This window comes from Deltaproteobacteria bacterium (genome assembly GCA_016208165.1).
Classification (GTDB): domain Bacteria; phylum Desulfobacterota; class Desulfarculia; order JACQYL01; family JACQYL01; genus JACQYL01.
In genome coordinates, this window is the sequence record JACQYL010000025.1 from 62216 (window position 1) to 86260 (window position 24045).

The 24045-nt window shown below is 55.6% G+C and carries 16 protein-coding genes and 2 pseudogenes; 4 read left to right on the forward strand and 14 right to left on the reverse strand.

Annotated features, from left to right (window positions below; genetic code table 11):
• Nucleotides 1–61: 61 nt before the first annotated feature.
• A complete protein-coding gene (locus tag HY788_05000; GenBank protein ID MBI4773531.1) occupies nt 62–1240 on the forward strand; it encodes a cysteine desulfurase in 1179 nt (392 codons plus the stop codon).
• Nucleotides 1237–1962, forward strand: coding sequence for a hypothetical protein (locus tag HY788_05005; GenBank protein ID MBI4773532.1), 726 nt, complete (start codon nt 1237–1239; stop codon nt 1960–1962). Before HY788_05000 ends, HY788_05005 begins: the two co-directional genes overlap by 4 nt.
• A gap of 43 nt (nt 1963–2005) precedes the next feature.
• Here the strand turns inward: HY788_05005 and HY788_05010 are convergent, their stop codons facing one another.
• From HY788_05010 to HY788_05020, 3 genes are all read right to left on the reverse strand, one after another.
• Nucleotides 2006–2668, reverse strand: a complete 663-nt coding sequence (locus HY788_05010; protein MBI4773533.1) for a nitroreductase — start codon at nt 2666–2668, stop codon at nt 2006–2008.
• 78 nt (nt 2669–2746) lie between these two features.
• Complete coding sequence (locus HY788_05015) at nt 2747–3658, reverse strand: carbon-nitrogen hydrolase family protein (protein MBI4773534.1); 912 nt, start codon at nt 3656–3658, stop codon at nt 2747–2749.
• Between the two features lie 332 nt (nt 3659–3990).
• On the reverse strand, nt 3991–5292 hold the full coding sequence (locus tag HY788_05020) for an acetyl-CoA hydrolase/transferase family protein (protein ID MBI4773535.1): 1302 nt from the start codon (nt 5290–5292) through the stop codon (nt 3991–3993).
• Between the two features lie 863 nt (nt 5293–6155).
• Here HY788_05020 and HY788_05025 point away from each other — a divergent pair.
• Complete coding sequence (locus HY788_05025; GenBank protein ID MBI4773536.1) at nt 6156–6872, forward strand: DUF3047 domain-containing protein; 717 nt, start codon at nt 6156–6158, stop codon at nt 6870–6872.
• A gap of 399 nt (nt 6873–7271) precedes the next feature.
• On the opposite strand, the gene HY788_05030 is transcribed toward HY788_05025, so the two are convergent.
• Together HY788_05030 and HY788_05035 are read right to left on the reverse strand one after the other, a co-directional pair.
• Nucleotides 7272–10859: a DUF4020 domain-containing protein gene (locus HY788_05030; GenBank protein MBI4773537.1), complete on the reverse strand. Its 3588-nt coding sequence runs from the start codon at nt 10857–10859 to the stop codon at nt 7272–7274.
• A gap of 349 nt (nt 10860–11208) precedes the next feature.
• Entirely contained in the window at nt 11209–11844 is a 636-nt protein-coding gene (locus tag HY788_05035; GenBank protein MBI4773538.1) for a hypothetical protein, read from the reverse strand.
• A gap of 351 nt (nt 11845–12195) precedes the next feature.
• Here HY788_05035 and HY788_05040 point away from each other — a divergent pair, with 351 nt between their 5' ends.
• Entirely contained in the window at nt 12196–13287 is a 1092-nt protein-coding gene (locus tag HY788_05040; protein MBI4773539.1) for a DUF362 domain-containing protein, read from the forward strand.
• Nucleotides 13288–13428: 141 nt separating this feature from the next.
• Here HY788_05040 and HY788_05045 read toward each other — a convergent pair.
• The 9 genes and pseudogenes from HY788_05045 to HY788_05085 all read right to left on the reverse strand — a co-directional run bounded on the left by HY788_05045 (nt 13429) and on the right by HY788_05085 (nt 24005).
• Nucleotides 13429–13752 (reverse strand): annotated as a pseudogene (locus HY788_05045) (hypothetical protein).
• A gap of 531 nt (nt 13753–14283) precedes the next feature.
• The gene (locus tag HY788_05050; protein MBI4773540.1) at nt 14284–16770 is read right to left on the reverse strand and encodes a DNA internalization-related competence protein ComEC/Rec2; all 2487 of its coding nucleotides are present in this window, start codon (nt 16768–16770) and stop codon (nt 14284–14286) included.
• A gap of 105 nt (nt 16771–16875) precedes the next feature.
• A complete protein-coding gene (gene murA / locus HY788_05055; protein ID MBI4773541.1) occupies nt 16876–18123 on the reverse strand; it encodes a UDP-N-acetylglucosamine 1-carboxyvinyltransferase in 1248 nt (415 codons plus the stop codon).
• A 3-nt stretch (nt 18124–18126) separates the two neighbouring features.
• Nucleotides 18127–19002, reverse strand: coding sequence for a peptide chain release factor N(5)-glutamine methyltransferase (gene prmC / locus HY788_05060; protein MBI4773542.1), 876 nt, complete (start codon nt 19000–19002; stop codon nt 18127–18129).
• Nucleotides 18999–20072, reverse strand: coding sequence for a peptide chain release factor 1 (gene prfA, locus HY788_05065; protein ID MBI4773543.1), 1074 nt, complete (start codon nt 20070–20072; stop codon nt 18999–19001). Before prfA ends, prmC begins: the two co-directional genes overlap by 4 nt.
• A 43-nt stretch (nt 20073–20115) precedes the next feature.
• Nucleotides 20116–21013, reverse strand: a pseudogene (locus HY788_05070) (DUF1385 domain-containing protein).
• Between the two features lie 4 nt (nt 21014–21017).
• The gene (gene rpmE, locus HY788_05075) at nt 21018–21245 is read right to left on the reverse strand and encodes a 50S ribosomal protein L31 (protein ID MBI4773544.1); all 228 of its coding nucleotides are present in this window, start codon (nt 21243–21245) and stop codon (nt 21018–21020) included.
• 121 nt (nt 21246–21366) lie between these two features.
• The gene (gene rho / locus HY788_05080) at nt 21367–22620 is read right to left on the reverse strand and encodes a transcription termination factor Rho (GenBank protein ID MBI4773545.1); all 1254 of its coding nucleotides are present in this window, start codon (nt 22618–22620) and stop codon (nt 21367–21369) included.
• Between the two features lie 416 nt (nt 22621–23036).
• Complete coding sequence (locus tag HY788_05085; protein MBI4773546.1) at nt 23037–24005, reverse strand: RluA family pseudouridine synthase; 969 nt, start codon at nt 24003–24005, stop codon at nt 23037–23039.
• Nucleotides 24006–24045 lie beyond the last annotated feature (40 nt).

Sequence of the window (24045 nt, forward strand, 5' to 3'; positions counted from 1 at the left end):
TGTTCGTCCGGCCCTGTTCTTCGAATAAAGCATATGTGGGATTCGGATTGGGAGAAAAGCAATGAGCATCATTAATTTGGATCATATATCCAGCACTCCGTTAGCGCCCGAAGTGCAAAAGGCCATGGTGGACGCCATTCATAAAAACTATGGCAATCCTTCCAGTCAGCACCAACTGGGGGACGAGGCGGCCGAAGCGCTGCAAAAGGCCCGGGAACAGGTGGCGCGACTCATCAACAGCAAAATGGACAAGGAAGTGGTGTTTACTTCCGGGGGCACGGAATCCATCAACCAGGCCATAAAGGGTGTTGCCCTGGCTAAAGCGGACAAAGGCAAGCATATCGTCACTTCCAACATCGAGCACAACGCGGTGTTGCGTTCCCTGAGAAGACTCAGAATGCTCGAGTACCAGGTGACCTCCGTGCCCGTGGACGAGTACGGCCGAGTGAATCCCAAAGACGTGGCCGACGCCATACAGGACGACACCATTCTCGTAACCATCATGCACAGCAACAACGAGATCGGAACAGTGCAGCCCATCGAGGAAATCGGAAAGATCACCCGAGAGAGAAAGATCCTGTTCCACAGTGACGCGGTGTGTTCCGTGGGGGTTGTGCCCGTTGACGTGCAAAAACTCAAGGTGGATCTGTTGAGCTTCGCAGCCGGTCAATATTACGGTCCCGCAGGAGTGGGGGGACTGTACATCCGTCAGGGTACGGGATCATGGCCGTTGCTCGACGGCGGGGTGCAGGAAAACAACAAGCGCGCGGGTACGGAAAACCTCATCGGGATCATTGGCATGGGCGTAGCGTCCGAGTTGGCCGCTCGACAGATGGACCGGCGCATCGAGCAAACGCGGAAATTGAAAGAAAAGTGCATACAGGGGTTAAAAGACCGCATAGACGATGTCATTATCAACGGCCATCCGGAACTTTCCCTGCCGAATCTGGTCTCCGTGTCCATCAAGTATATCGAGGGCGAAGGCATTGTCCTCATGCTGGATGAGCAAGGCATAGCCGTATCCACCCGATCGGCTTGCGCCGCCGGGGCGCTCCAGGCGTCGCATGTGCTTCTGTCCATAGGAAGGGAATTCGCGGACGCTCAAGGAACCCTCGTGGTGGGTTTCGGCGCCGAGAATACGGAGGCGGATGTGGATCGCTTTCTGGACGCACTGAAGGTAGCCGTGGACACGTTGCGAAGCATGTCGCCCCTGTATCGAAAGGCCGTGGCGAACGCATGAATGACCTTTACGACGTTTTGAAAGAACGGGCTCTGGCATTATGGAAAGCCGCCCGAATCCTGGAGGAGCCTGTAACCGTTCGGGCCGTGGCCCTAAGCACGGAGGAGGCCATCGGAAATCCGGAAGCCGACGATTTTCCGCTTCAGAAAGGCAAAGAGCGACTGATGCAGGCCGACTTCGGCCGGGGTTCGGGACAGGCCTTCACGGACCGGTTCGGGGACTTCGAAGGAACGCTGAAAGAGGTTCTGGAAATGCCTCTGGAAAACAACTATCGCCGCGCCGTTTTCATCGCCACGCTGAATGCCGCGCTGCGCCATATGGGACAGGTGCGGGGAACCGTCCACTGCAGGGATCAGGAACCGAAACAGTGCGCCGCGGAACTGGCCGCACAGATCAAGAACCGCTTCGGCCGGGTCAACATCGGCCAGGTGGGATTTCAGCCCCGTATGGTCGAGTCCCTGGCGTCGGAATACCCCATGCGCCTTCTGGACCTGGACCCGGACAACGTGGGCGGCCGGAGGTTCCAGGTGTTGGTGGAAGGTCCCGAAGCCGCGGACGACGTGATTGCATGGGCCGATCTGCTGTTGGTTACCGGCAGCACACTGGTCAATCGGACCATTGAACGATTCCTGGGCAAAAAGCCGGTTCTTTTCTACGGCACCACCGTTGCAGGCGCCGCGCATCTCATGGGCTGGGACCGCTTCTGCGCCCGCGGGCACTAACCCGAATGCATAGGAAGCATTCGTTTTCAGGATAGAAGGATCGTCAAACCCATCGCACGAACTCTTCCAGGTTTCCCCGCCGCCGCTCGAACCGGTTTACGGGGGCCTCGAGGTCCGGCCATCCCAGAACCACGCCCATGACCAGCCGCTTTTCCAAAGGAATTTGAAAGTGCCTCCGCACGATTTCCGCATAAAGCACCGAAGCGGCAAGGATGCACGTCCCAAGTCCTTTGCCGTGGGCCAGCAGACAGAATGTCTGCAGGAATATGCCGATGTCCAGCATGGAATACTCGAGCGCCAGGGACTCGTCCAGGACCATGATAACGAGAGCGGGAGCGTCGAACAGGCCGAAGATACGCACCAGGTGCTGAAACCGCGCTTCTTTGTCGTCCCGCCGGATGCCCAGGGCGTCATAAACGCCTTTGGTAACGTCGTTGTACCGGTCTTTGAGCGCCTCGGACCACTTGGACGGCAAGGGTATTTCCGGCTGCATCGGCTTGCCGGAACGCAGGGCCTCCACATTCTCCTCTCGAAACCGGGAAAGAGCATCGCCCGAAGCAGCCACGATTTCCCAGGGCTGGGTGTTGCCCCACGAAGGTGACCAAAGGGTGTCCTGGAGCAACTCCCGTATCATTTCCTCGGAAACCGGTTTTGGAAGGAATTGCCGTATGCTGCGTCGCGCCAGGATCGCCTCTCGAATGTCCATGTCCTCCATCCTTTCCATGTAATTGTTGACGGCGGATAACGCCGGTTCGTCCCGGTTGCCCCAGGCTCGTTGGGGTCTTTATGTTTTCGCGCCCCGAATCAAGGCGCCGTAGAGATCCGCACGACGGTTCTCCCACAGACGCCGGCGGACCGCGTCCATGTCTTTCAGGTTCAAGGTGGCTGTAATCAGTTCGTCTTGCACCTGACTCGCCGGTCCGGCAAAGGTCTTCACGAAGAATGATCCCGGCGGATGTGGGCCCACGATCATGCTTTTACCGAAGCCTCTGTACCCCATGAGCGACGGTCCAACGGTGTTGGCTGCCGCTATGTGGATGTGATTCTCGTAGGAGCGGACTTTGATGATGTCCGGCACAAACTCGAGGGCTCCCTCGTAAATGACGATCTTCCCTTCGAGGTCCTTCAGTGTGACCATGACGCTCGTAACCAGGAGGATCAGCCTGGCGCCGTCAAGCGCTAAGGTTCGGACCGTTTCGGGGTAGCAATAGAAGTCCGCGCAGATAAGCACTCCGATGGGTCCGTATCTGGTCTCGAAAATGGGCAAGGCGTCTCCCGGAGTCAGGTAGGCCTTCTCCGTTTTGAAAAGATGTGTCTTGCGGTAAACCCCGGCGAGTCCCTTCTCCGGATCGATGACGCACGCGGCATTGTAGATGACCTCGGGATCGGAAACGTCCTTTTCGAGCATGCCCGCCACCACGTAGATGTCGTGCTTGCGGGCCTCCTTCTCCAGGACTTCCGTAAGCGGTCCGGGTATGGTTTCGGCGAGTTCGTGGCGAGGCGTATCCAGGGTTTCCGACTCGTCCGTCAACGAGCCCGCCGCCGTGAACGCCGTCTCGGGGAACACGATGAGATTGCTTCCCGCCCGGGCGGCCAGACCGATGAATTGAGTGAGTCTGTCAAGATCGCCCTCCCGGCCCGCAGCAAGCTGATGCACGTTGGCGCATGCTACGGTGATGATGTCCTCATGCTTCATATCGGACTCCTGGATAGAAATGTTGTCCGGGGGACTCTTTTTTGCAAAAAGCCGTCCCCCGGACCCCCTGCAAAAAACCTAAGCGATCACCATGCCGCAAGGCGGAAAGGCGTTCTTGTTGCCGGAGGGCATGTTGCTCTTGGAGCATATGGACAGTGTAAGGCATAGCTCCACGATTTCAAACCTGGACAGGGTCATTCCCTCGAAGATGGTACACCAGCAATCACTCAGCCGCTTCGCTGAAAGCGGTGCGGACACGCTCAAAAAGTTTGGGAAGGGGGCCGGGGAAACCTTTTTCAAAAGGTTTCCCCGGGCACTCTCAGAAACACTTCTTACACGATTCGCCGTTCCTCGGCTTCGCGGAGCAGTCCATCGCGGAACTTGGGATGAGCAATCTTGATGATCTCGAAGGCCCGGTCTCGGGTGGATTTGCCCTTGACCTGGACGATGCCGTATTCCGTGGCTAGGTACTGGGTATCCATGCGGGGCACGGTGACCACGGCCCCACTTTCGAGACTGGGTACGATGCGGGACACCTGCCCGTTTTTGGCCGTGGAACGGAAGGCGATGATGGATTTCCCTCCCTTCGAGTTGAAAGCCCCTCGAACGAAATCCAGTTGTCCGCCGGTGCCGCTGAACTGCATATCGCCCAAGTACTCGGAATTGCACTGTCCCAACAGGTCCACCTCGATGGTGGCGTTGATGGATATGAATCGATCGTTGCGCGCAATGACCCCGGGATCGTTGATATAGGAGACCGGATAGGTTTCCATGCTCGGGTTGTCGTGGATGAAATCATACATTTCCCGGGTACCCAGGGCATTGGTGAACACGTGTTTGCGGGGGTGGAGGTTCTTTCGGGCTCCGGTGACAATGCCTTTGCGGATCAAATCCATCATGCCCGGGCAGAACAGCTCGGAATGGATGCCCAGGTCCCTGCGGTCATCGAGAAAGCTGCAAACCGCGTTGGGGATGCCTCCGATGCCGAGCTGAATGGTGGCTCCATCGGGCACCAACTCCGCCACCTGACGCGCCACGATCTTGTCTTCCTCCGTGGGCTCGGCGGGCTTCAACTCGAGCAGGGGCGAATGGTGCTCCACCACGGCGTCCACTTCGGATATGTGCAAGAGCGAGTCCCCGAACACCCTGGGCATATGCTCGTTTACCTCCACGATGAGCGTTTTGCAGTGGCGGGCGGCCGTGGAAATGTAATCGTTCACCGTGCCGAAGGTAAAATACCCCGCCCGGTCCATGGGAGATACCGTGGTGACCGTCACGTCGATGTTCATGAACTCGCTGCAGAGCCTGGGCACCTCATGAAAATTGTTGGGCACGAAGGAACACAACCCGCATTTGACCGTTCCCCGGTCGGATGAGCTGACAAACCAGGTATAAGCGAACACCTGGTCCGCAATGTCGGGAGCCAGGATCGTCTTGGCCGCCGTGCCCATGGGAAAGAGCGAGAATACGTATAGATTCTTGAGATCGCCGCTCCGGATGCGGTCGGCTATGGCGCCCAGCAGGGCGGGCGGTTCCGAGGCGCCCATACCGTGAACCAGCGTGGCGCCCCGGGATACGATGGACACGGCCTGTTCCGGGGACATGAGCTTATCTGCGTAGGCTTTCCGAACCATCTATGGGCTCCTGTGTATAGTCATGTGAAAGGATTTTCTCGATATGGAGGTTCTCCACGAGGCGGTGTCTCCCTCGAATCCTCCTCCTAATCCGACGATCGGCCGAGTGGCTAGTGTACCCTATTGATCGCGCGGGTACAATATTCGGTTGGCGATTTGAACATGTCCCAAGCGTGCTTTTCCGGGGAAACGTTTCGAGCGGCAAGCATCGCTTCCGCGTCGCAACCGGAGGCCGGGGCACCGTACATCGCCCCGAAGGAGCCAAAGTGCCTTACCATCTCCCTCTGTTGTAGCGCCGCAACCGGAATTCAGGGCAGCGGTAGGCTGGGTTAGCGAGCAACGCGAGCGTAACCCGGCATGCGTGCTGGAAAGGGCGAGGCAAACGCACCCCCGTACCCGGACGTCCGACAGATAGCCTCTTCTCCCTCTGTAGTATGGCCCGAGTTCGTCGAGGGAGAGAGAAAAGGTCGCGATGAGGGCATCATCTATTTGGCTCCGCTTCAGCCCCAATAAGCCGATAGAGCCTGATTTCATCCGTGAAAACAGGGACATGGGTGGCCAGGACAACTTGCTTGTCCGCCTTGCGCAGCAACAAGAGGTCCCACCCGGCGTATGACATCACACAGCCCTATGATTTAAGACGTAAGTCGCCTTCTGTCCTTCGGACTCGGTGCCGTATCTATTGCATCATAGACCGGCATGATGTCGCACCGAAAAGCTATTCTTCATTTATGAACCGATGATGACTGTGTTAAGATAAATGAGCATTCATGGTAACACCTTCTTTTCTGTCCACGTACCCAAGCAAGGTCTGGTGCAAAATGAACGTATCAAAAGCATGTCTGAGTTCCTTCACCATCGTTTTGATCCTTGTTGTCCTGAGCGGTCCGATCACCCTCGCCGAATCCCCGTCCGTAATCGAGGTGGGTCCCTTCTCGGCCGAAGCGGCGACCAGCCCGCTTCCGGCCCACTGGGAACCGCTAAATTTCAAGAAAATCGAACGCCACACCCGGTACCAACTGGTCGAAGAGAACGGACAGGTGGTAGTGAAAGCCACGGCCGAAGCTTCCGCCTCGGGCTTGATTCGAAAGATCGCCATCGATCCCAAGGAATATCCCATTGTCCAATGGCGATGGAAGGCGGTCAACATTCTCAAGAAAGGCGACGTGCATAAAAAGGAAGGGGACGACTACCCGGCCCGGATCTACATCACGTTTGCCTACGACGCCGACAAGTTGAGCTTCTCCGACAAGGTCAAATACCAGGTGGCGAAACTGTTTTATGGAGAGTATCCCCCCCTGGCTTCCATCAATTATATCTGGGCTTCCAATGCGCCGCAGGGGCTGGTTGTACCCAACCCGTACACCGACCGGACCATGATGGTGGTGATCGAAAGCGGAAAGGAGAAGCTCAATACGTGGGTGGATGAAGAACGGAATCTCTATGAGGACTACAAAAATGCGTTCAAAGACGAGCCGCCCGCGATTTCCGGGGTGGCCGTCATGACCGATACGGACAACACCGGCGAGTCCGCCACGGCCTATTACGGAGACATCGTGTTCCGCAAGCGCCCGCGGTAAGGAGCCGAGGAGAGGTTAGTATTGAAGTGAATCACGGGGGGGGAAACTTTTGGAAAAGTTTCCCCCCCGTAACCCCCCTTTCAAAACTTTTTGAGCGGGTTGCGCCGCTTCCGCGCCGCAACCGGGGATGAGCGGTACCTGGGAAGTGATTACTAAACGGGGAGGGGCAGACACGTCCGATAAGAACGTTTCAAGGGGTGGCCCGGACAACTTGTTGTCCGGGTCCGTAGGACAAGAGGCGGCTGTACGGCTTACATTTTGCATACGAATGCGGTCATAATTCGGGTGGGGCCTTTTGTTGCCCGGCAACACGCAGATCGAGTAGGCCGAGCGAGCGGGGGATTGCCGGTTGGGCAGGGTCCGTCTGATCCTCCTGAATCGACGGTCAGATAGTAGTAGTCAGCCTTTGATTTTCTTTGATAGCTCACCGGCATTGAGACATCCAACTTTAGCCAACCTTTCGCAAAGTTGTTTCAGCAAATCGGCGGGGGCTTCGGAAGAAACGACTTGGTCCGTCAATTCTTCGAGATCCCTGCAAAAATATCTTGGAACATCGGTATATGATATCAGATGAATCAAGTACCTGCACATGGCCTCAGGATAGCGAACAGAGAGACCGCTTTGCCCTTTTTTCATGCGGTGAAAGACCGAAGTATGCTCTAGTGTAGGAACCCTGCCCTCGCAGATGACGTCAACCACCTCGGGAAAAACCGGTTCCAGCTCGCCCGCCCATTCGACCATCCGATTGAGCTCCCCCTCAGAAAGCGACAACGGCACCCCTTGATTTCTGGCCTCCCAATATCTTTTCAACCATCGTTGCCAGAGTCCGGTTTTAGTGTCATCTTTCATGTTGAAGAGACGGTTCCCGAGATGCGATGCGAAGATAGTCCGGTCTTGCTCCTCAGCTTTTTCCAAAAAATCGAATAACCAATTATCCTCCAACGGATTGTTTATTCCAAACAGTGAGATGACAACAACATGCTGTACAAATGGTTCCCTTTTTCTCTCTAATTCAGATGAAAGATGTGAGAATGCGTTTCGATAATGGGGTAGGAGTTCATCTAGCACGGGGGCCAAAGGCCGTCCCCAAGTGAGCCACCCCTCCCAGGCTTGGCGAGCCTGCTTTGCCCCTTTATTCCAGTCAAATAGTGGAACAATGTTTTCACGCGACCAGACTTCATCGAGGAAGGACAGAAACCCTAACTGGCTGGCGAGGATGACCCGACCCAATGCCCCAGCCTCGGTCTTGGCATCGATAATCGTGTTGAACCGATCTTTGTACGGCTGGATCAATTCCAGCTTCTTTCCTCCGTCCTTCTCTTGGGATTTGGTGAGAGCATGACACCAGAACAAGGGTAGCTTTCCGGCAGGGTGATTGATCGCTTTCATTACCCAGTCATTACCCCCCTCGTCTTCCTTATCCTCAAGAGTGCTCCAGACTTTCTCGGCGACCTCATCGGCTTTGCCAAGCAACGAGACTGGTATTCCTCCACTTTTTTTTTGTGCACCGTGTTCCAGCAGGTCTGAGATATCATCGGCACGATGCCTTGCCAGTCCCCGCACTTCCTGAGAAATCGAAAGAATGAAATCCCACTCTTCCTCTGACAGTTCCGTACTCCTCAGCCCGCTAAAGACACACTCCCAGAGATCCAAAGTTGGATCGTTTTTTTCAATGAGGCATCCAACGAGTTCTTTTCCCCAACTGAGATCCAGCGCAACGGCCTCTCCGATCATCTTGAGTAGTCCATTCCGATCTGGTCCCCTGAAATCATCCCCAACATAAGTCACAAAATCCTCCATCCACTCCTGCGGATGTATTTCAAGTAGTTCATTCACGGATAAGGGACTTCGGGGGCCAGACCAACTTGCTCCAGACAGCCAAAAAGCCAGATCAGGATGTTCTCTGGGCCGGAAGTCGGGGAATTTAAGCTTAATTTCGTCCAATCGAGTCCTTACTTCTTCACATGATGGATCTGCTGAAGATAACCAGATGAATAAATTGAACTTCTTGTATTCCTTTCCGTCCTTATCCCGCTTATCTTCCTCGGGAACCGAATCTATCTCTGTTATCGCGGCATCCAGAAGTGCTAGGCGTAACTCGGCACCAACCTTTGGATAGGCTTGTTTCAATAATTGGAAAACCTCGTGCTTCAATCCTGTGGCCATCAGAAAACCTTTCTCAAGCAGCCACCGTACCTTTTCCGCAGGAGTCAGGCTGTTGGTGATTGAAATGCCATAGATTGCCAAACGCTGTAAAATCTGCGAATCCATAGCCGCCAGGCTTTCAATCCATGCGCGTCCAATAGGTTCATGAGTGTGAAGGGCCCACTCCAGACAATCCCTTGCCGCGTCAATTAGGACATCCATACTACTCGGGTATTGATCTTGTTCGTGGTGCTCGATGGATGAGCGTTCCAAACTCAGAGGATCCCATTGCGGTGATGCCTTTCCCCATACATGGAGGAGTTCGTAAGCTTGGCAGATGTTCCGTATGATATTTGGCCAAAGAGGAATCGCCAGATCTGCGAGTCTAGGACGGAGCTTTCCACTCCAAAGCTCTTGCAGGTGAAGATGAACATCTGGAAATTCAACTTCCACATCTACTACATTCTCTTCTTTCTGTTCTTCATCCAGCAAGTTGAAAGGTTTTTTCAGCTTTAGGCGGGGCTCTGTGAGGTGCGCAAACAACAAGGTAGCCGCATTGATGGCGTCTAATTCAATAGCCCGTTCCAGCAAGATGACAAACGACAAGCCGGGCTGGTAATTCACAGAAGCGCTATTTTGCACCAGAATTAGAATCCATCGAGTAATGGTTTCCTTATTAGGGGACGGTTTCCTATGAGCAAGCTGTCTGGCGATCTCCGAAACAAAAACATCGTTCAGCGCCGTAGGGTAACGCCCCAGTATGCAGAAAACACTTTCAGGATGGTCTGCCGCGAAATCCTCGGCAACCCACACTGCCAGCTCCCACTCCCGTTCGGAAAGGTCTTTTGGTGAAAATAAGGAATCCAACAGCTTATGGTCGGCAACCCATTTCAGCCACTCCGGTTCTTTCGCGTGACGTACGAAAAACCGCAACGCAATTCGATCTTTGGTCGCCCAAAGCAAATAACCTTGAGACTCCGGGTCCAAAGGAGGTTCTCCCTCAACGAGTTCCGCTATGCGTTGTTCCGTATCCAATGCGCCACGGTTTGCCAAATCAGCCCAGCCGGCAACTGACACGTCCAGATTTGAGTGATCTATTCCATCCATCAATAAGGAGTATGATAACGGATCAATACCGCGATACCGCCATTCATCCATGTTGGCACTCGCGTCGACCAAGGCAAAGCGAGTCCCAGTTCTTTCGGGCGGCAACCCACGCGAAAGGTAATGCATTATAGTATCGTTGTGGCTGTAGCCCACGAACAAGACCGTGTATCGAGAAAACATGGAAAAAAGAAATCGGGTGGCCCAGCCCTCTGTTAAATAGGCCCGGCCGAAATCTTGGTCCGTCAGAATAAGTTGCCTTGAATCGTCGAGAACACTGCCATGCAGGTAAACGAGCCCGTGAAAATCATGCCCTAAAGGCAGAGCAGGACCTTTGAAAACCTCAGGGGCTTTTCCATACACATCCTCTGCGGCCGTTTGTAAATGGGTGTCAAAGTTAGTGGTGACCAAACGAACCCGATTTATGTCGCTGAAAAGCCTGAGGAGGTCTTCGTGTAGCCCTTTTGGTTTCGACGCTGAATCGGAAAGTAGATGCTTTACTCGCTCGTGAACAGGGAAATCACGCCGAACGAGTCTGCCAAAGTAGTATTCGATGGGTTCATCACTCTTGATTTTGTCACGGGCCAGCTTACCGATCTCTTCAGCCAGCTCCTTAAAACTCGGATAATTTGATGGTGGCCCCATGGAAACGCCGGCTCCGGCGAAAACCACCAACGATCCTTCGCGTTGAGCCGCCAGCAAATGGTCGTCAAAGTCGACCCCCTTAATTCTCATCACAATTGACCCCCGAGATAACTGCCACTCTTTGCGTCTAAATATTGAAGCCGTTTTTGACAACATATGAGCATATTCTCATCTTCGTCTCCATATAGAGGACGGATGCTGTTTTTTTATGTGATTACATCATATTGAAACGAACTTGGTTTAGCGTCCCTCCTACAACAAAGAAAAAAGGGGACTGCCCCTTACCACGTCCGTGGTTTCTGAGTACAATCCCCTATTCCCAACGGGGCCCGAAAATCACTCTACTTCAGTTTATATGACGTCACAATAAACCGATTGGTATTAAAACTCAAGCTCGCGAGCATCGTCAAAGGTTTTTTGGGCGCAGTTCGGACCTTTTCTCCTAAAACTCGCTCGCATTAATCGCGTACGTCCTCAAATTTCCGCTCGGCACGGCGTACAAGGTCACCGAATAGCCGGACACCTGGTTTTCGGTGCGGATGAAGTTCAGCCGGGTGTCCGCTTTGCTGTACCCGGTATTGGGTCCGAACAGGTGGTCGTAGCCGTACCACTTGTCGCCCGCCGCATATTTTAATTCATAGGTTCCCAAGGGTACGTCGACTTGGATGGTGGAACCGCCCTTCACAAAGATCGTCATGACGGCGGCATGGGAAGCGTCGTCCGCCAGTTTCACCAGATAGTTCGATCCGGCCGCGGCCTTGATTTCGAAAGGGGCCAGGCATTCCCGGTCGGTAAAACTCTTGATCTCGCCATCCTGGGGCAAAGGGAGTTCCAGGTACGCGGCCGCAGGCGAAGCCCCTTGCGTGGCTTTGGGCGGTTCGGCGAACGCCGCGGGGTTTCCGGGAAAAAGCCCTGGGAATCCGGCCAGGGCTGCAACAACCAAGAATAGCAGAATGATACGGCAGGTCCCTTTCCAACGGGCGCTGCGCCGGCGTTCGTGGGCCGCTCGTTGATGGAAGGCGCCGGACTTCCGCATGGGACGGCTTGCGAGGACGGGAGTTGATGCAGGACAGCGCATGGTGGAGAATCCTTTCCGCCGGACTTAACCGCCGTTGAAACCCGGCTTTGAGCAGACAGGCCCTTTCTTGAAAATTCCTACTACGAGGGCGGGTTAAATCAACTGAATTATGGTAGGCTACCTGCCATTGGCTCGTAAATCAATACCCCTAGATATCATGCGGCCTGGCGGAAATAGGATTCACCGGACGCTCGGCTGCTTAATACCCGACAGGTTCGGTGGTTAAAAAATGCGCCCTTCCACACCCTCTCCGCTAAAAGCGGTGCGGGCATGCTTGGAAGGTTTGAAGGGAGTCTGAGTCCCGCCGGTGGGATTTTCAACGTTTCCCTCGGATTTCAATAGGAGAACATCATGACCACGACAACTACCGCCCGAGTCTTCCTCGCCAGCGTACCCAAGGACCCCTCTTCCGAAACATTGAAGTCCGCGATTCGCGCCGTGGCGGAAGCGGCCACGGATTTTTCCTGGTTGTCCAAAGGCGACGCCGTGTTCGTCAAACCGGCCTCGAACTCGGGCAAACCCTATCCCGCCACAACGAGCCCCATGGCCCTTGCGGCGACCATCGAACCGCTCAAGGAAAAGGGAGCGGGCCGGGTGATTGTGGGAGATATGTCCGGCATCGAGCACGTCAAACTGACGCCGAAAGGCTTCAAAGGCAGTTCCCGCCGTTTGATGGAACACAGCGGCATGGCCCGGGCCGTGATCGAGGCGGGGGCGGAACTCCATTTTTTCGAAGAAGCGGGATGGGACGCTTTCTATGAGGATATGCCGGCCGCCGGCTCCCACTGGAAACGCGGACTCATGATGCCCAGCATACTCAAGGAGGTGGATCATATCGTTCTCGTGCCCCGTTGCGGCCGGCACGTGCTTGCGGGCGCCACGTTGGGCCTGAAGGCGGCCGTGGGTTACTGGCGCACGGACACGCGCCTGGAATATCATCGGGATGCATCCACGTTCCACGAGAAAACGGCCGAGGGCAATACGGTGAAAACCCTGCTCGAAAAACAACGGCTGGTGCTCTCCGCGGCGGACAAAATGCTCGCCACGTTCGGTCCGGACGATGGGTATGTGCTGGAGCCGGAGACCGGTCTGGTGATGGCCTCGGAGTCGGTTACGGCCCACGAAATGGCGACCCTCGCGTGGCTCCTGCTTACCAGGCGCGCTCTGTTGCCTCACAATAAGGATGCATTTCGGGACAACAGTCGATGGCTCGCCAATGTCGCCAACCATTGGGTAGTCAGCAAATTAAGTCAACGGCCGATCGAATTGGCTTCCGAAAAGCTGATCAAGAACGATCTGGATGCGATTTGGAACGATCGCGTGCTCAATCGCGGCTTCGAGGTGCTTGGCGGCCGGCCGGAACCGGCTCTCGAAGCGGTTGATGACACGGTTCCCGCGGATCTGCTGAAGCGGCTCAGGGAGATGACCGCTCCTCCCGCCTGAAGGCCTTCAACACTCCGGGGAAGATAAACCGGGGAGCTATTTAGCTCCCCGGAATCCCCCGAGCATGAAGAAAAAGGCAGAGCATATCCATCTCTGCCTTTCATAAAACCAAAGTGATGTAACCTGAGCGCCGTCTGATCGTTATTTCTTCCCTTGAGGGATATTGTTAACGACCATGATGTCCTGACTTCCTATGAATGCTTCTCCCTCGGTCGTGTAACCGGTCAACGTCAGTGTATTGTAATCGCCTATGATCAATCCGTCCAAGGTTTTTATCTCGTCCGACAAGAACTTGGCAACAAAATTGCCTCGATCGTCGGCTTTCCAGTGGTCGATTGCAACATTGTTGAGAAACACGCTCGATCCAACGACCAAATTATAGTCGATGTCGGTGTGAACAGTGACAACCGTGCTTTCGCTCTGAATGTTGAGTACATTCGGAGCAACATCGATCTGGATATCGAAACCGACTGTTGTAGACGGATAAAGAAAACAGCCTAATGTAACGGCAAGTACGCAACCGGCAAACAAACTCATACGGGATAATTTCATGATAGCGCCTCTTTTTTAATAAGAAATGTAAAGTAAATACCTTCTCATGATGGTGCATTAAAGCGCAGAACATCGATTTATGTCATCGTAAAGCCCGGTCAAACCCCCTTCCTCGTCCTGTGTGTCAGCTCCTTTTTGTGCAACTTCTGTTCGGATTGTAGTGCATTTCATGGTGACCAAGGCCTGCTCTTGCTGAATAGGCTACCTGATTGCTCTTTCCCGGGTCAATATCCAATAATTCCGTATGAACCCAATTTTGTTGATGAAATCGCGGTCTGTAGAATCGGAAAAGGTCGGCTTTTCTGGTGGCGAGAGATGAATACGCACGGAAAAATAACGCGCCTCACCCGAGGGGCCAATCCAAACCGGGGTACCTTCGTTGGCCGCGAGCCGGATCCAGTGACCGGATCCGCCGGCGGGTCCGGTGTCGCGCCTCGAGTCGGCCTATTTCAGCCCGAACTCTCGGGGATCGGGTAAACCGTCTTCCAACCTTTCGAAAAGCTCGAAGGTTTCCTCTCTCCGGCCGAAGGTGCGTATTCGGATCTTCCCATCTTCCGCGTGGATGACGATCTCCCCGTCCATATCCGTTCGATAGACGGAACAGTCCCGATCGCGGTAGCGGCTCAACACATCGGGGTGAGGGAAATTCCAAGGGTTTCCAAGGCCCGCACTGATGACCGCGATCCGAGGCCGCACACGGTCCAGAAAGGCGATCGAGCTGGAAGACCGGCTCCCGTGGTGAGGCGCCGCCAGGACGTGGGATCGGATCGGCTTGCCCGACTCTATCAATATCCTTTCCCCCTTTTTCTGGAGATCTCCGGGAAACAACACGGTCATGCCGTTCCCCCGGATTCTGAGTACTAGCGAGCGGTCGTTGGTGTCCAGTCCACCGTCCGGCCGTCCGTCCGGCTGAAAAGGTTCCGGGGGATGGAGCACCTCGATTTGGGCGTCCCCGATGCTCATAGGGGCGCTCCGGGAAGAGAGGACGCGATGACGGATGCCCTTTTCCCGCACCACGGCCATGAGGCGGGCATAGGCTTCATTATCTCCCGGCTCCCCGTTGGTCCAAAGCTCCCGGGGTCGAAACTCTTCCGCCAGAAAGGGGAGTCCTCCCACGTGATCGATCTGTGGGTGCGTGAGCACCAGATAGTCCAGGCGCAAGATTTTTTGAGCCCAAAGCACCGGGGCCACCACCCGCTCTCCGACATCGAACGAACTCGAGCCGAAACCGCCGCCGTCGACGACCATGTGAACGCTTTTGGGAAACGTCACCAACGTCGAAGCTCCCTGCCCCACGTCGAACATCGTCACCGTGATGCCTTCCTGCCCCCACCTCTTGACCGCCCAGTAGGCCGCGTCGACCATGCCGAGCACCAGCACGCCCGCCAACGCCCAGGGTATCCATCTTCTTTTCCACACATTCACGGCAAGCAACAGAGCGGCGTAGCAGAGGGAAATTTCAATCAGGCTGGGCGTGAACACGGTGGTGGAACTCCAATCCGGTTCCGCCAGGCTTCGTACGATCCGGATCATGCCTGACACACCCAAAGCGGAGGCCTTCAGCACGAGGGCCGCCGCCCACGGAGACACGGACTGCAGTCCGGTTCCCAGCAGGCCCAGCGGTAGAATCCAGAACCCGGTCAACGGCACGAGTAAGGCGTTGGCCGGCAGTCCCACCAGGGAAACCCGGTTGAAATAGTAGGCCACCAGAGGCGCCGTCGCCAACCCGGCCACCAGGGACGTGACCAGAAGAGCGGCAACGTAGAACACAAACCGGGATCGGAACGATTCCCTGGGTAGGATGTCCGCCAGGCGAGGCGCCACACAAATCAGGGCGGTCACCGTGACGAAAGAAAGCTGGAAGGAAGGTTCGAACACCGCGGTGGGCCACACGGCCAGAATCACCAAGGCAGCCAGTGCCAGCGAGGTAAGCGTATCCGGATCCCTGTCCAGCAAAAACGCGGCCATGAACGCTGAAATCATGATAAAGGAGCGTAAGGCGGACAGGGAGCCTCCGGAAACAGCCACATAGCCTATCAGCGGCGCCACACTGAGGATCAATGCCGACTTGAACACGTTGGTGTGCAAGACCAGTCGGGCCGATCTTCTCAACAGCCATCGGATCAACCAGAAACATCCGAAAGCCACCATGCCCATGTGCAGGCCGGAGATGGCCAGCAGATGGGCCGCCCCGGTATTCTGGAACCACGTCTTGACGTCCGAGCTCAATTCTCCGCGATTCCCCAGGATCAGGGCTTTTAAGACCGCCGCCTCGTCGGGCCCCAGCGTGTTGCTGTAAAACCGGGACAACCGCTGCCGGTAGTCGAGAATACGCTGTTCCAACGAGACCTCTTCGTCCGGACCAAACGGGACCACGTACGCCTCGTCCGGCACAAACGCCGTGGCGTAGATGTCTCTTCGAGCCAGAAATCGATCGTATATGAATCCCCCGGAATTTCGAAAGCTCTTGGGTCGTTTGGGTTCCAGGAGCAGAGCGAGCTGCTGTCCCTTGTAATACGTTTGTGCAGCATGAAGTACGTTGACACGGACTTTGCCTTGGCACAACTGCCAGGTCCCACTTTCACATACCCGGTCGCTCTCCACCGTGAAGACCGTGCGGTCCAGATAGTTGACTGCGTCGTCCGTAACACGTGCAATCACGGGAAAAGCGGCCTCCTTGTCGGCCAGAAGGACGATGTGTTCGGACGAAGACGAGGTGGGATCGCTCGGAATTCCATGCAGCATTCCGATGAACATGAAAACGGGCGCGATGGCTGCGACCGCGTTTTTCTTTTTCAGCAGCAGAAAAGCTGCCGTAAGGAAACTCAGGGCGAGCGCAAGGTAAATGAGAGGCTTGACGGGAACGCAGAGGGGACCCAGAACGAGGCCCGCCATAAAGGCGATGGTTATGACCACCAGAAGTCTGCGCATGATGTTTGGCGTATGGCTGGAGGGTATATATGAATGACTTACATCAGGCGAAAACGCACCCTTACGTTCATGGCCGGTGGTTGACCCTGAGGGTTTTTCGAATCCTTATGCAATACGTTCGATCTGAGCGCCGAGGGAAGAGAATTTGGCTTCCAGCGCCTCGTAGCCGCGATCCAGATGATAGACGCGATCCACCACCGTTTCTCCCTCCGCAACGAGACCGGCCAGCACCAAGGATGCGCTGGCTCTCAAATCCGTGGCCATGACCGGCGCGCCTCCCAAGGAAGGCATGCCCCGGACTACGGCGTTTCTTCCCACCACCTGAACGTCGGCTCCCATGCGTTTCAATTCGCTCACGTGCATGAACCGGTTTTCGAACACGTTTTCCGTAATTACGCTCAGGCCGTCCGAGACCGCCATAAGCGCCATAAATTGGGCCTGCATATCGGTTGGAAAACCCGGATGAGGCGCCGTGGTCACATCAACGCCCCGCACTCTTCGCTCTCCCCTGACCCGGAAGCCGTTGGGTTCCTCATTGACGCGGACTCCCGCTGCCGTCAATTTCTCGGTGAGGGCCGTCAAATGGTCCATCCGGCCGCCGCGGATCAATATGTCCCCTCCCGTGATGGCGGCGGCGACCATGTAGGTCCCCGTCTCGATTCGGTCCGGGATAACGGTATGGGTGGCGGCGTGCAAGCGATCCACGCCTTGCACGGTAATCGTGGACGTTCCCTGGCCGTGGATGCGAGCCCCCATTTTGCTCAAGGCGTCTGCCAGATCCACGATTTCAGGTTCCCGGGCCGCGTTTCGGAGGACGGTTACTCCCTTTGCCAGAGTCGCGGCCATGAGCAGGTTTTCCGTGCCGGTTACCGAGGGGATGTCCATATCGATCTCGGCGCCGTTCAGGCGGGAAGCCCTGGCCACCACATAACCATGGTCGAGTTCAATGGCTGCTCCCATCTTTTCCAGCCCGGCGAGATGCACATCGATGGGGCGAGCTCCTATGGCGCAACCCCCGGGCAGAGACACCTTGGCCCGGCCGAAGCGAGCCAGAAGCGGTCCCAGTACGAGGACCGATGCCCGCATGGTCTTTACCAGGTCGTAAGGGGCTTCCCATCTATCCATTTGCGCCGCGTCCACCACAAGCCCATCGGAGTTCTCGAATCGGACTCCCAATCTCGTGAGCAGGGCCTGGATCGTAGCAATATCCCTCAGTCCGGGCATGCCCAGCAAGCGGTTCGGCCCTTCCGTCAGAATCGTCGCCGCAAGAATGGGCAGGGCCGCGTTCTTGGCCCCGCTTACAGCGACTTCACCCGAAAGCCGTTTTCCGCCAACGATCCTGATTTTGTCCATCTTCTACCCTCTCTGAACTCGAAGCAGCCTCGGCCGATCAGAATAGTCGTCCAACACGCTCACGTCAACATACGTTTCCATCTGCTCGGCGATCTTCAAAACGCGTTCCTTTTGGGTGCATCCGATTTCGAGTAAGAGCCACCCCCTGGGCTTCAGGTATGACGGAGCTTCCTTCAGAATGCGATGGAGCACGGCCAGGCCTCCCCGATCCGCCATCAGCGCCTCTCTCGGTTCGAAGTCTTTGATTTCACGCGGAAGATCCGCATATTCCTCGGGGGAAACATAGGGAGGGTTGGACACGATGAGGTCAAACACGGGCTCGGTCTTAAAGGGCTGGAACAGATCGGCCGCCAGGAACTGGATGCGTCCTCCGAACCCGAGCGATTCGGCGTTCCTGCGGGCGGTGAAGACCGCTTCAACCGAGCGATCCGTTGCGATCCGTATGTCTGAGTCGAGTTCCTTGGCCAGGGCCACGATGACAGCGCCGGAGCCGGTCCCCAGCTCCAATACGGAGGATGGACGAGCGTCCCGAAAAAGCCGCAGCGACTCCTCGACCATCAGTTCCGTCTCCGGTCTCGGTATCAGAACATGAGGGTTCACCTGGAAGCTTAGGGACCAGAATTCCTGACGACCGGTGATATACTGGGTGGGTTCGCCGGCCAGCCTTCTCTTGATCAACCGGCGGAAATGCGCGCGCTCGTCCGGATTCAACGGCTTGTCAAAGTTGATGTAGAGCGAGATGCGATCCACGCCCAGCGCATGGGCCAGCAGGACTTCCGCCGTGGCCCTCGGCTGAGTGACCTGTTTGCTCTTCAGATGAGCGATCGTCCAGTTGAGGACGTCCCGGATCGTCCAAACTCGTTCCGTGGCGGCTCTCAAGACTCATCCGGTCGGTGAATTTCAACCTGATGGTTGGCAAAGAGGGGCTCGATGACGGGATCGAGGTCTCCTTCGAGCACTTGCTCGAGTTTGTACAACGTCAACCCGATTCGATGGTCCGTGACTCGTCCCTGGGGGAAGTTATAGGTGCGAATGCGCTCGCTCCGCTCTCCGGTGCCTACCTGATTCTTCCGGTCTTTCGAGATCTGGTCCTGCTGCTCCTGAGCCTTTATATCCAGGAGCCTTGCGCGGAGAACCTTGAGGGCCTTGGCCTTGTTCTTGTGCTGCGATTTTTCGTCCTGGCACGTTACCACGATCCCGGTGGGCAAGTGGGTCACCCGGACCGCGGAGTCGGTGGTGTTCACGCTCTGGCCTCCATGCCCCGTGGAACGATACACGTCGATCCGAAGTTCATCGGGATCGATCTGGATTTCCACCTCTTCGGCTTCGGGAAGGACCGCCACAGTGACGGTGGACGTGTGGATCCGTCCCTGGGCCTCGGTCACCGGAACCCGCTGAACTCGATGCACACCGCTCTCGAACTTAAGCCGGCTGTAGGCTCCCCTTCCTTCGATCAGCGCTATGATTTCCTTGAAGCCCCCGACTCCGGTGGCGTGCCGGCTCAGCACCTCGGTCTTCCATCGGCGCAATTCGGCGTATCGGGTGTACATGCGAAACAGGCTTGCCGCAAAAAGGGCGGCCTCATCGCCGCCCGTTCCGGCCCGTATCTCGAGAACGATGTTTTTCTCGTCGTTGGGGTCTTTGGGCGTTATGAGGGTGCGGAGCTGTTCTTCTAGTTCCTGCACCTCCCCTCGAAGTTCCTGAATCTCTTCCCGGGCCAGTTGGCGGAGGTCCTCATCCGCATCCGAAAGCAATTCCTGGTTTTTTCGAATTTCTTCGTGTACGCGCTTGTAGTTTCCGTAGGTCGTCACCACCGGCGCAATCGCGGCGTGCTCCTTGGCGTATTTCTGATAGGTTTCCCTGTCCCGCAGTACTTCCGGATCGCTGAGCTTTTTTTCCAGTTCAGCATGTTGAAGAACGATTTTTTCCAGCTGTTCGAATGCTTCCATATGGGATCTTGCGACCTGCTTTAGAGGACGTGTTGCTAGGAATCTACACGATGGCGGACGAGAGCCCTTTTTTTCCGGCTTCCATGGAGAGGACGCGCCTCAGGGCCACCAGGGCCACTTCCAATTGATCATCCGATGGCGGAAGGGTGGTGAGTTTCTGGAGCCACAAACCGGGCGCCATGATCAGTCTGACCCAGGAGCATGAGCAGTATTTTTACACCGATGAGCCACACATTGCGGAGGCTGCCTTCACCCTGCGAAAAGACGGACAGCACTGGGAACACTACGGAGAACAGCACTATGCTGATCAGGAGAACCAGAAGAAGAAACGAAGTTCCGCACCGCGGATGCAGGGTCGGGTATTTGCGGGCGTTTTCCAGAATCAGTTCATCTCCGTTTTCATAGGCATAGATCGCTTTGTGTTCGGCCCCGTGATACTGGAAAATCCTGCGAATGTCTTTGAGCATGGAAATGCCCTTAACGTAAGCCAAAAACAACGCCAGCTTGATTGCCCCGTCCACCAGGTGGAAAGCCACCGAATTCACGCCGTACCGGAGCCAGGAGGTTTTGCCCGCCCAATAGGACAGGAGGTGGGGAAGCGCTACGAACAGGGCCAGGCCCAAGGCGACGGCCAAAACCAACGTTCCCGCCAAGGCCCAGTTCCCCGCCGTCTTCTTTCGATCCGGGTATTCATCGTCCATGGCCATTTCGGCGGAGAAGTTCAACGCCTTGAGGCCGTGAGCCATGGATTCCACCAGCACAATGGTTCCCCGCACCAGCGGCCACTTCAGGAAGGGAAACCGGTCTCCCACCAAGCTCAGGGCGTCTTCCCTGGCGGTGATTTCCCCGTTGGCGCGTCGAACGGCGATGGCCAGAGACGTGGGTGCGCGCATCATCACGCCCTCGATTACAGCCTGTCCGCCTACGTTGAATTTTGCCATCTTCTTACGCGTTTTTGGACGGGGGAATAGCCTGGAAGTCTTTGTATTTCTTAAGGAAACGTTCGACCCGGCCTTCCGAGTCCACCAGCTTCTGCTTTCCTGTGAAGAAAGGATGGCATTTGGAGCACACTTCCACCCGGATCTCTTTCTGAGTGGAACCTACCTCAAGCTCGTTGCCGCAGGCGCAACGCACCTTGGTGCGGTGGTAATCGGGATGAATATCTTTTTTCATACAAATTCTCCTCTGTATGCGAAGATCCTTCGCGTGAACTATACGCCTATGCAGGCTAAATTTTTATTATAACCTATTTATTCCTTATTGCAAGCCGGAGAATGGGCTATTCGGTGGAAAGTTATCGATTCATGGAGTTCAGGAATTCCTGATTGTTCTTGGTGCCGTCGAATTTCTCAAGGAGAAACTCCATGCTGTCGACAGAGGTGAGAGGTGAGAGTAGTTTGCGGAGTATCCATACCCGGTTCAGCACTTCGGGCGCCAACAGGAGTTCCTCTTTGCGCGTTCCCGAACGGTTGATGTCGATGGCGGGGAAAATACGCTTGTCCGCCAACTTGCGGTCCAGATGGATCTCCATGTTGCCCGTACCCTTGAACTCCTCAAAAATGACCTCATCCATGCGGCTTCCAGTATCGATCAAAGCCGTAGCGATGATGGTGAGACTGCCTCCCTCTTCTATGTTTCTGGCGGCGCCGAAGAAGCGTTTGGGACGGTGCAGCGCGTTGGAGTCCACACCGCCGGAAAGAATCTTACCGCTGGGGGGCACCACCGTGTTGTACGCCCTGGCCAGGCGGGTGATGCTATCCAGAAGGATGACCACGTCCCTCTGGTGTTCCACCAGGCGTTTGGCTTTCTCTATGACCATTTCCGCCACCTGCACGTGGCGCTGGGCCGGCTCGTCGAAGGTCGAGCTGATCACTTCGGCCTTGACGGAACGTTGCATGTCCGTCACTTCCTCGGGACGTTCATCGATAAGCAGAACGATCAAAACCACTTCAGGGTGATTCGTCGAGATGGCATTCGCAATGGCCTGGAGCAGCATGGTCTTACCGGTTCTCGGGGGGGCGACGATGAGTCCTCTCTGACCCTGGCCGATGGGAGTCAACAGATCCATAATACGCAGAGAGTAGTTCTTGGGACGGTCCACAATCTCCAGATTCAGTTTCTTTTGAGGATACAAAGGGATCAAGTTGTCGAACAGGATCTTATCCCGAGCCACTTCCGGATCCTCATAATTGACGAACTCGACCTTGAGCAATGCAAAGTACCGCTCGTTGTCCTTTGGAGGGCGAATTTGGCCGGACACGGTGTCGCCCGTACGAAGATTGAATCGCCGGATCTGGGATGGAGAAACGTAGATATCGTCCGGACCCGGAATATAGTTGTAGTCCGGAGCCCTCAGGAACCCGAATCCATCCGGTAGGGTTTCGAGTACCCCTTCACCGTAAATCAGGCCGTTCTTCTCGGTCTGCGCCTGAAGAAGGGCGAAAATCAATTCCTGTTTACGCATACCGCTCGCGCCTTCCACACCGTGCTGCTTGGCCAGGGCGGTAAGTTCATTTATACCTTTTACTTTCAATTCAACTAGATTCATCCCATCTCCTGACAAATGAATCTATTTCGGCTGTCGAGCGCGGTGTATACGCGAACCGAAATAAAAAAATATTAAAATAGTGAGGCGGTTACTTACATTGGAAACAAATTCAATGAGGATTACGCGCAGGTTCTAGGGTTATTCGGGATGTTCGCTTATTACGCACACTGATTTTTCGGAGGGAAGAAACACCATTATGATAATCCTCCCTGCTAGAATGTCAAGCGTTTTCGGCAACATTCCGATTCCAAATCGAATTAGCCTAATCTGAACAAAAGGGACGTCCCATGATCCCCCCCCAGCCGGTTCGCGCGGATGACCAACAGAGCTCGCAACCGGGGCCACTGTCCGTCATTCGTTTGCCACAGCGAAATTCCCGACATGCCGTGGCCCCTTGTTTTCCGAGCCCCCACCTCCTACTCGCTCTCGTCCAAACGAGCCAGCAGGGACAATACAGCCTCCATGTCTTCGGCAAGGGGCGCTTCAACGCATACCGATCCCCCCAGTTGGGGATGAACCCATTGAAGCTTCGAGGCGTGCAACATCTGGCGACGAACCTGTCCGCCGCTCCGGCGAATGCTTTCTTCGATGTCTTTCTTGCCTCCGTAGACCGGATCCCCGAGCACCGGATGGCCGATGGCAGCCATGTGCACCCGAATCTGATGCGTACGACCCGTCTCGATACGCACTTCCAGCAACGAAGCTGCGAGCGACTCGTACCGGCGCAAGCACTTGTAATACGTAAGCGCACGCCTCCCCGAACGGCTCACGACGCTCATCTTCTTTCGGTCCACGGGGTGTCGCCCCACCGGCAGATCGATCTTTCCCTCCGGTTCAGTTACTCTTCCCTTGACGATCGCCAGGTAGGTCTTATGGATTTCCCCGTCTTTGAAAAGTCTGGAAAGCTCACGGTGCGAACGGTCATTCTTGGCCACCAGGAGAGCGCCGGAAGTGTCCTTGTCCAGTCGATGAACAATGCCGGGTCGCAGTACTCCACCTATGCCGGATAGACCTTTCACATGATAGAGCAATGCACTGACAAGCGTATCGTCCACATGACCCGGCGCCGGATGAACCACCAGACCCGAAGGTTTATTCAGCACCAAAAAGTCTTCGTTTTCCGTCAAAACGTCTATGGGGATATTTCTCGGAAGAACTTCTTGGGGAGCGGGTTCGGGAAGCTCGGTATGGACTTGATCTCCCGACCTGGGTCGAAAACTGCTCCTGACCCGCACACCATTAACAGAAACCCGGCCTTCGCCGATCAGTTTTTGGACGCGAGCGCGAGATAGGTCCGGCAGCTTTCCGGCAAGAAGCACGTCGAGCCGTTCGCCTTCATCGGCGGGACCAATCTCCAGATGATAGACCCGTTCTCCCAATCGAATGCGGTAATAATCGATTCCTCCGCTTCCTGACGCAGAACCG

Excerpts from the sequence above, each read along its gene's own strand:
- HY788_05000 (MBI4773531.1), top strand. The coding sequence starts at position 62 with ATGAGCATCATTAATTTGGATCATATATCCAGCACTCCGTTAGCGCCC.
- HY788_05005 (MBI4773532.1), top strand. The coding sequence starts at position 1,237 with ATGAATGACCTTTACGACGTTTTGAAAGAACGGGCTCTGGCATTATGG.
- HY788_05010 (MBI4773533.1), bottom strand. The coding sequence starts at position 2,668 with ATGGACATTCGAGAGGCGATCCTGGCGCGACGCAGCATACGGCAATTC.
- HY788_05015 (MBI4773534.1), bottom strand. The coding sequence starts at position 3,658 with ATGAAGCATGAGGACATCATCACCGTAGCATGCGCCAACGTGCATCAG.
- HY788_05020 (MBI4773535.1), bottom strand. The coding sequence starts at position 5,292 with ATGGTTCGGAAAGCCTACGCAGATAAGCTCATGTCCCCGGAACAGGCC.
- HY788_05035 (MBI4773538.1), bottom strand. The coding sequence starts at position 11,844 with ATGCGCTGTCCTGCATCAACTCCCGTCCTCGCAAGCCGTCCCATGCGG.
- HY788_05040 (MBI4773539.1), top strand. The coding sequence starts at position 12,196 with ATGACCACGACAACTACCGCCCGAGTCTTCCTCGCCAGCGTACCCAAG.
- HY788_05050 (MBI4773540.1), bottom strand. The coding sequence starts at position 16,770 with ATGCGCAGACTTCTGGTGGTCATAACCATCGCCTTTATGGCGGGCCTC.
- murA (MBI4773541.1), bottom strand. The coding sequence starts at position 18,123 with ATGGACAAAATCAGGATCGTTGGCGGAAAACGGCTTTCGGGTGAAGTC.
- prfA (MBI4773543.1), bottom strand. The coding sequence starts at position 20,072 with ATGGAAGCATTCGAACAGCTGGAAAAAATCGTTCTTCAACATGCTGAA.
- rpmE (MBI4773544.1), bottom strand. The coding sequence starts at position 21,245 with ATGAAAAAAGATATTCATCCCGATTACCACCGCACCAAGGTGCGTTGC.
- rho (MBI4773545.1), bottom strand. The coding sequence starts at position 22,620 with ATGAATCTAGTTGAATTGAAAGTAAAAGGTATAAATGAACTTACCGCC.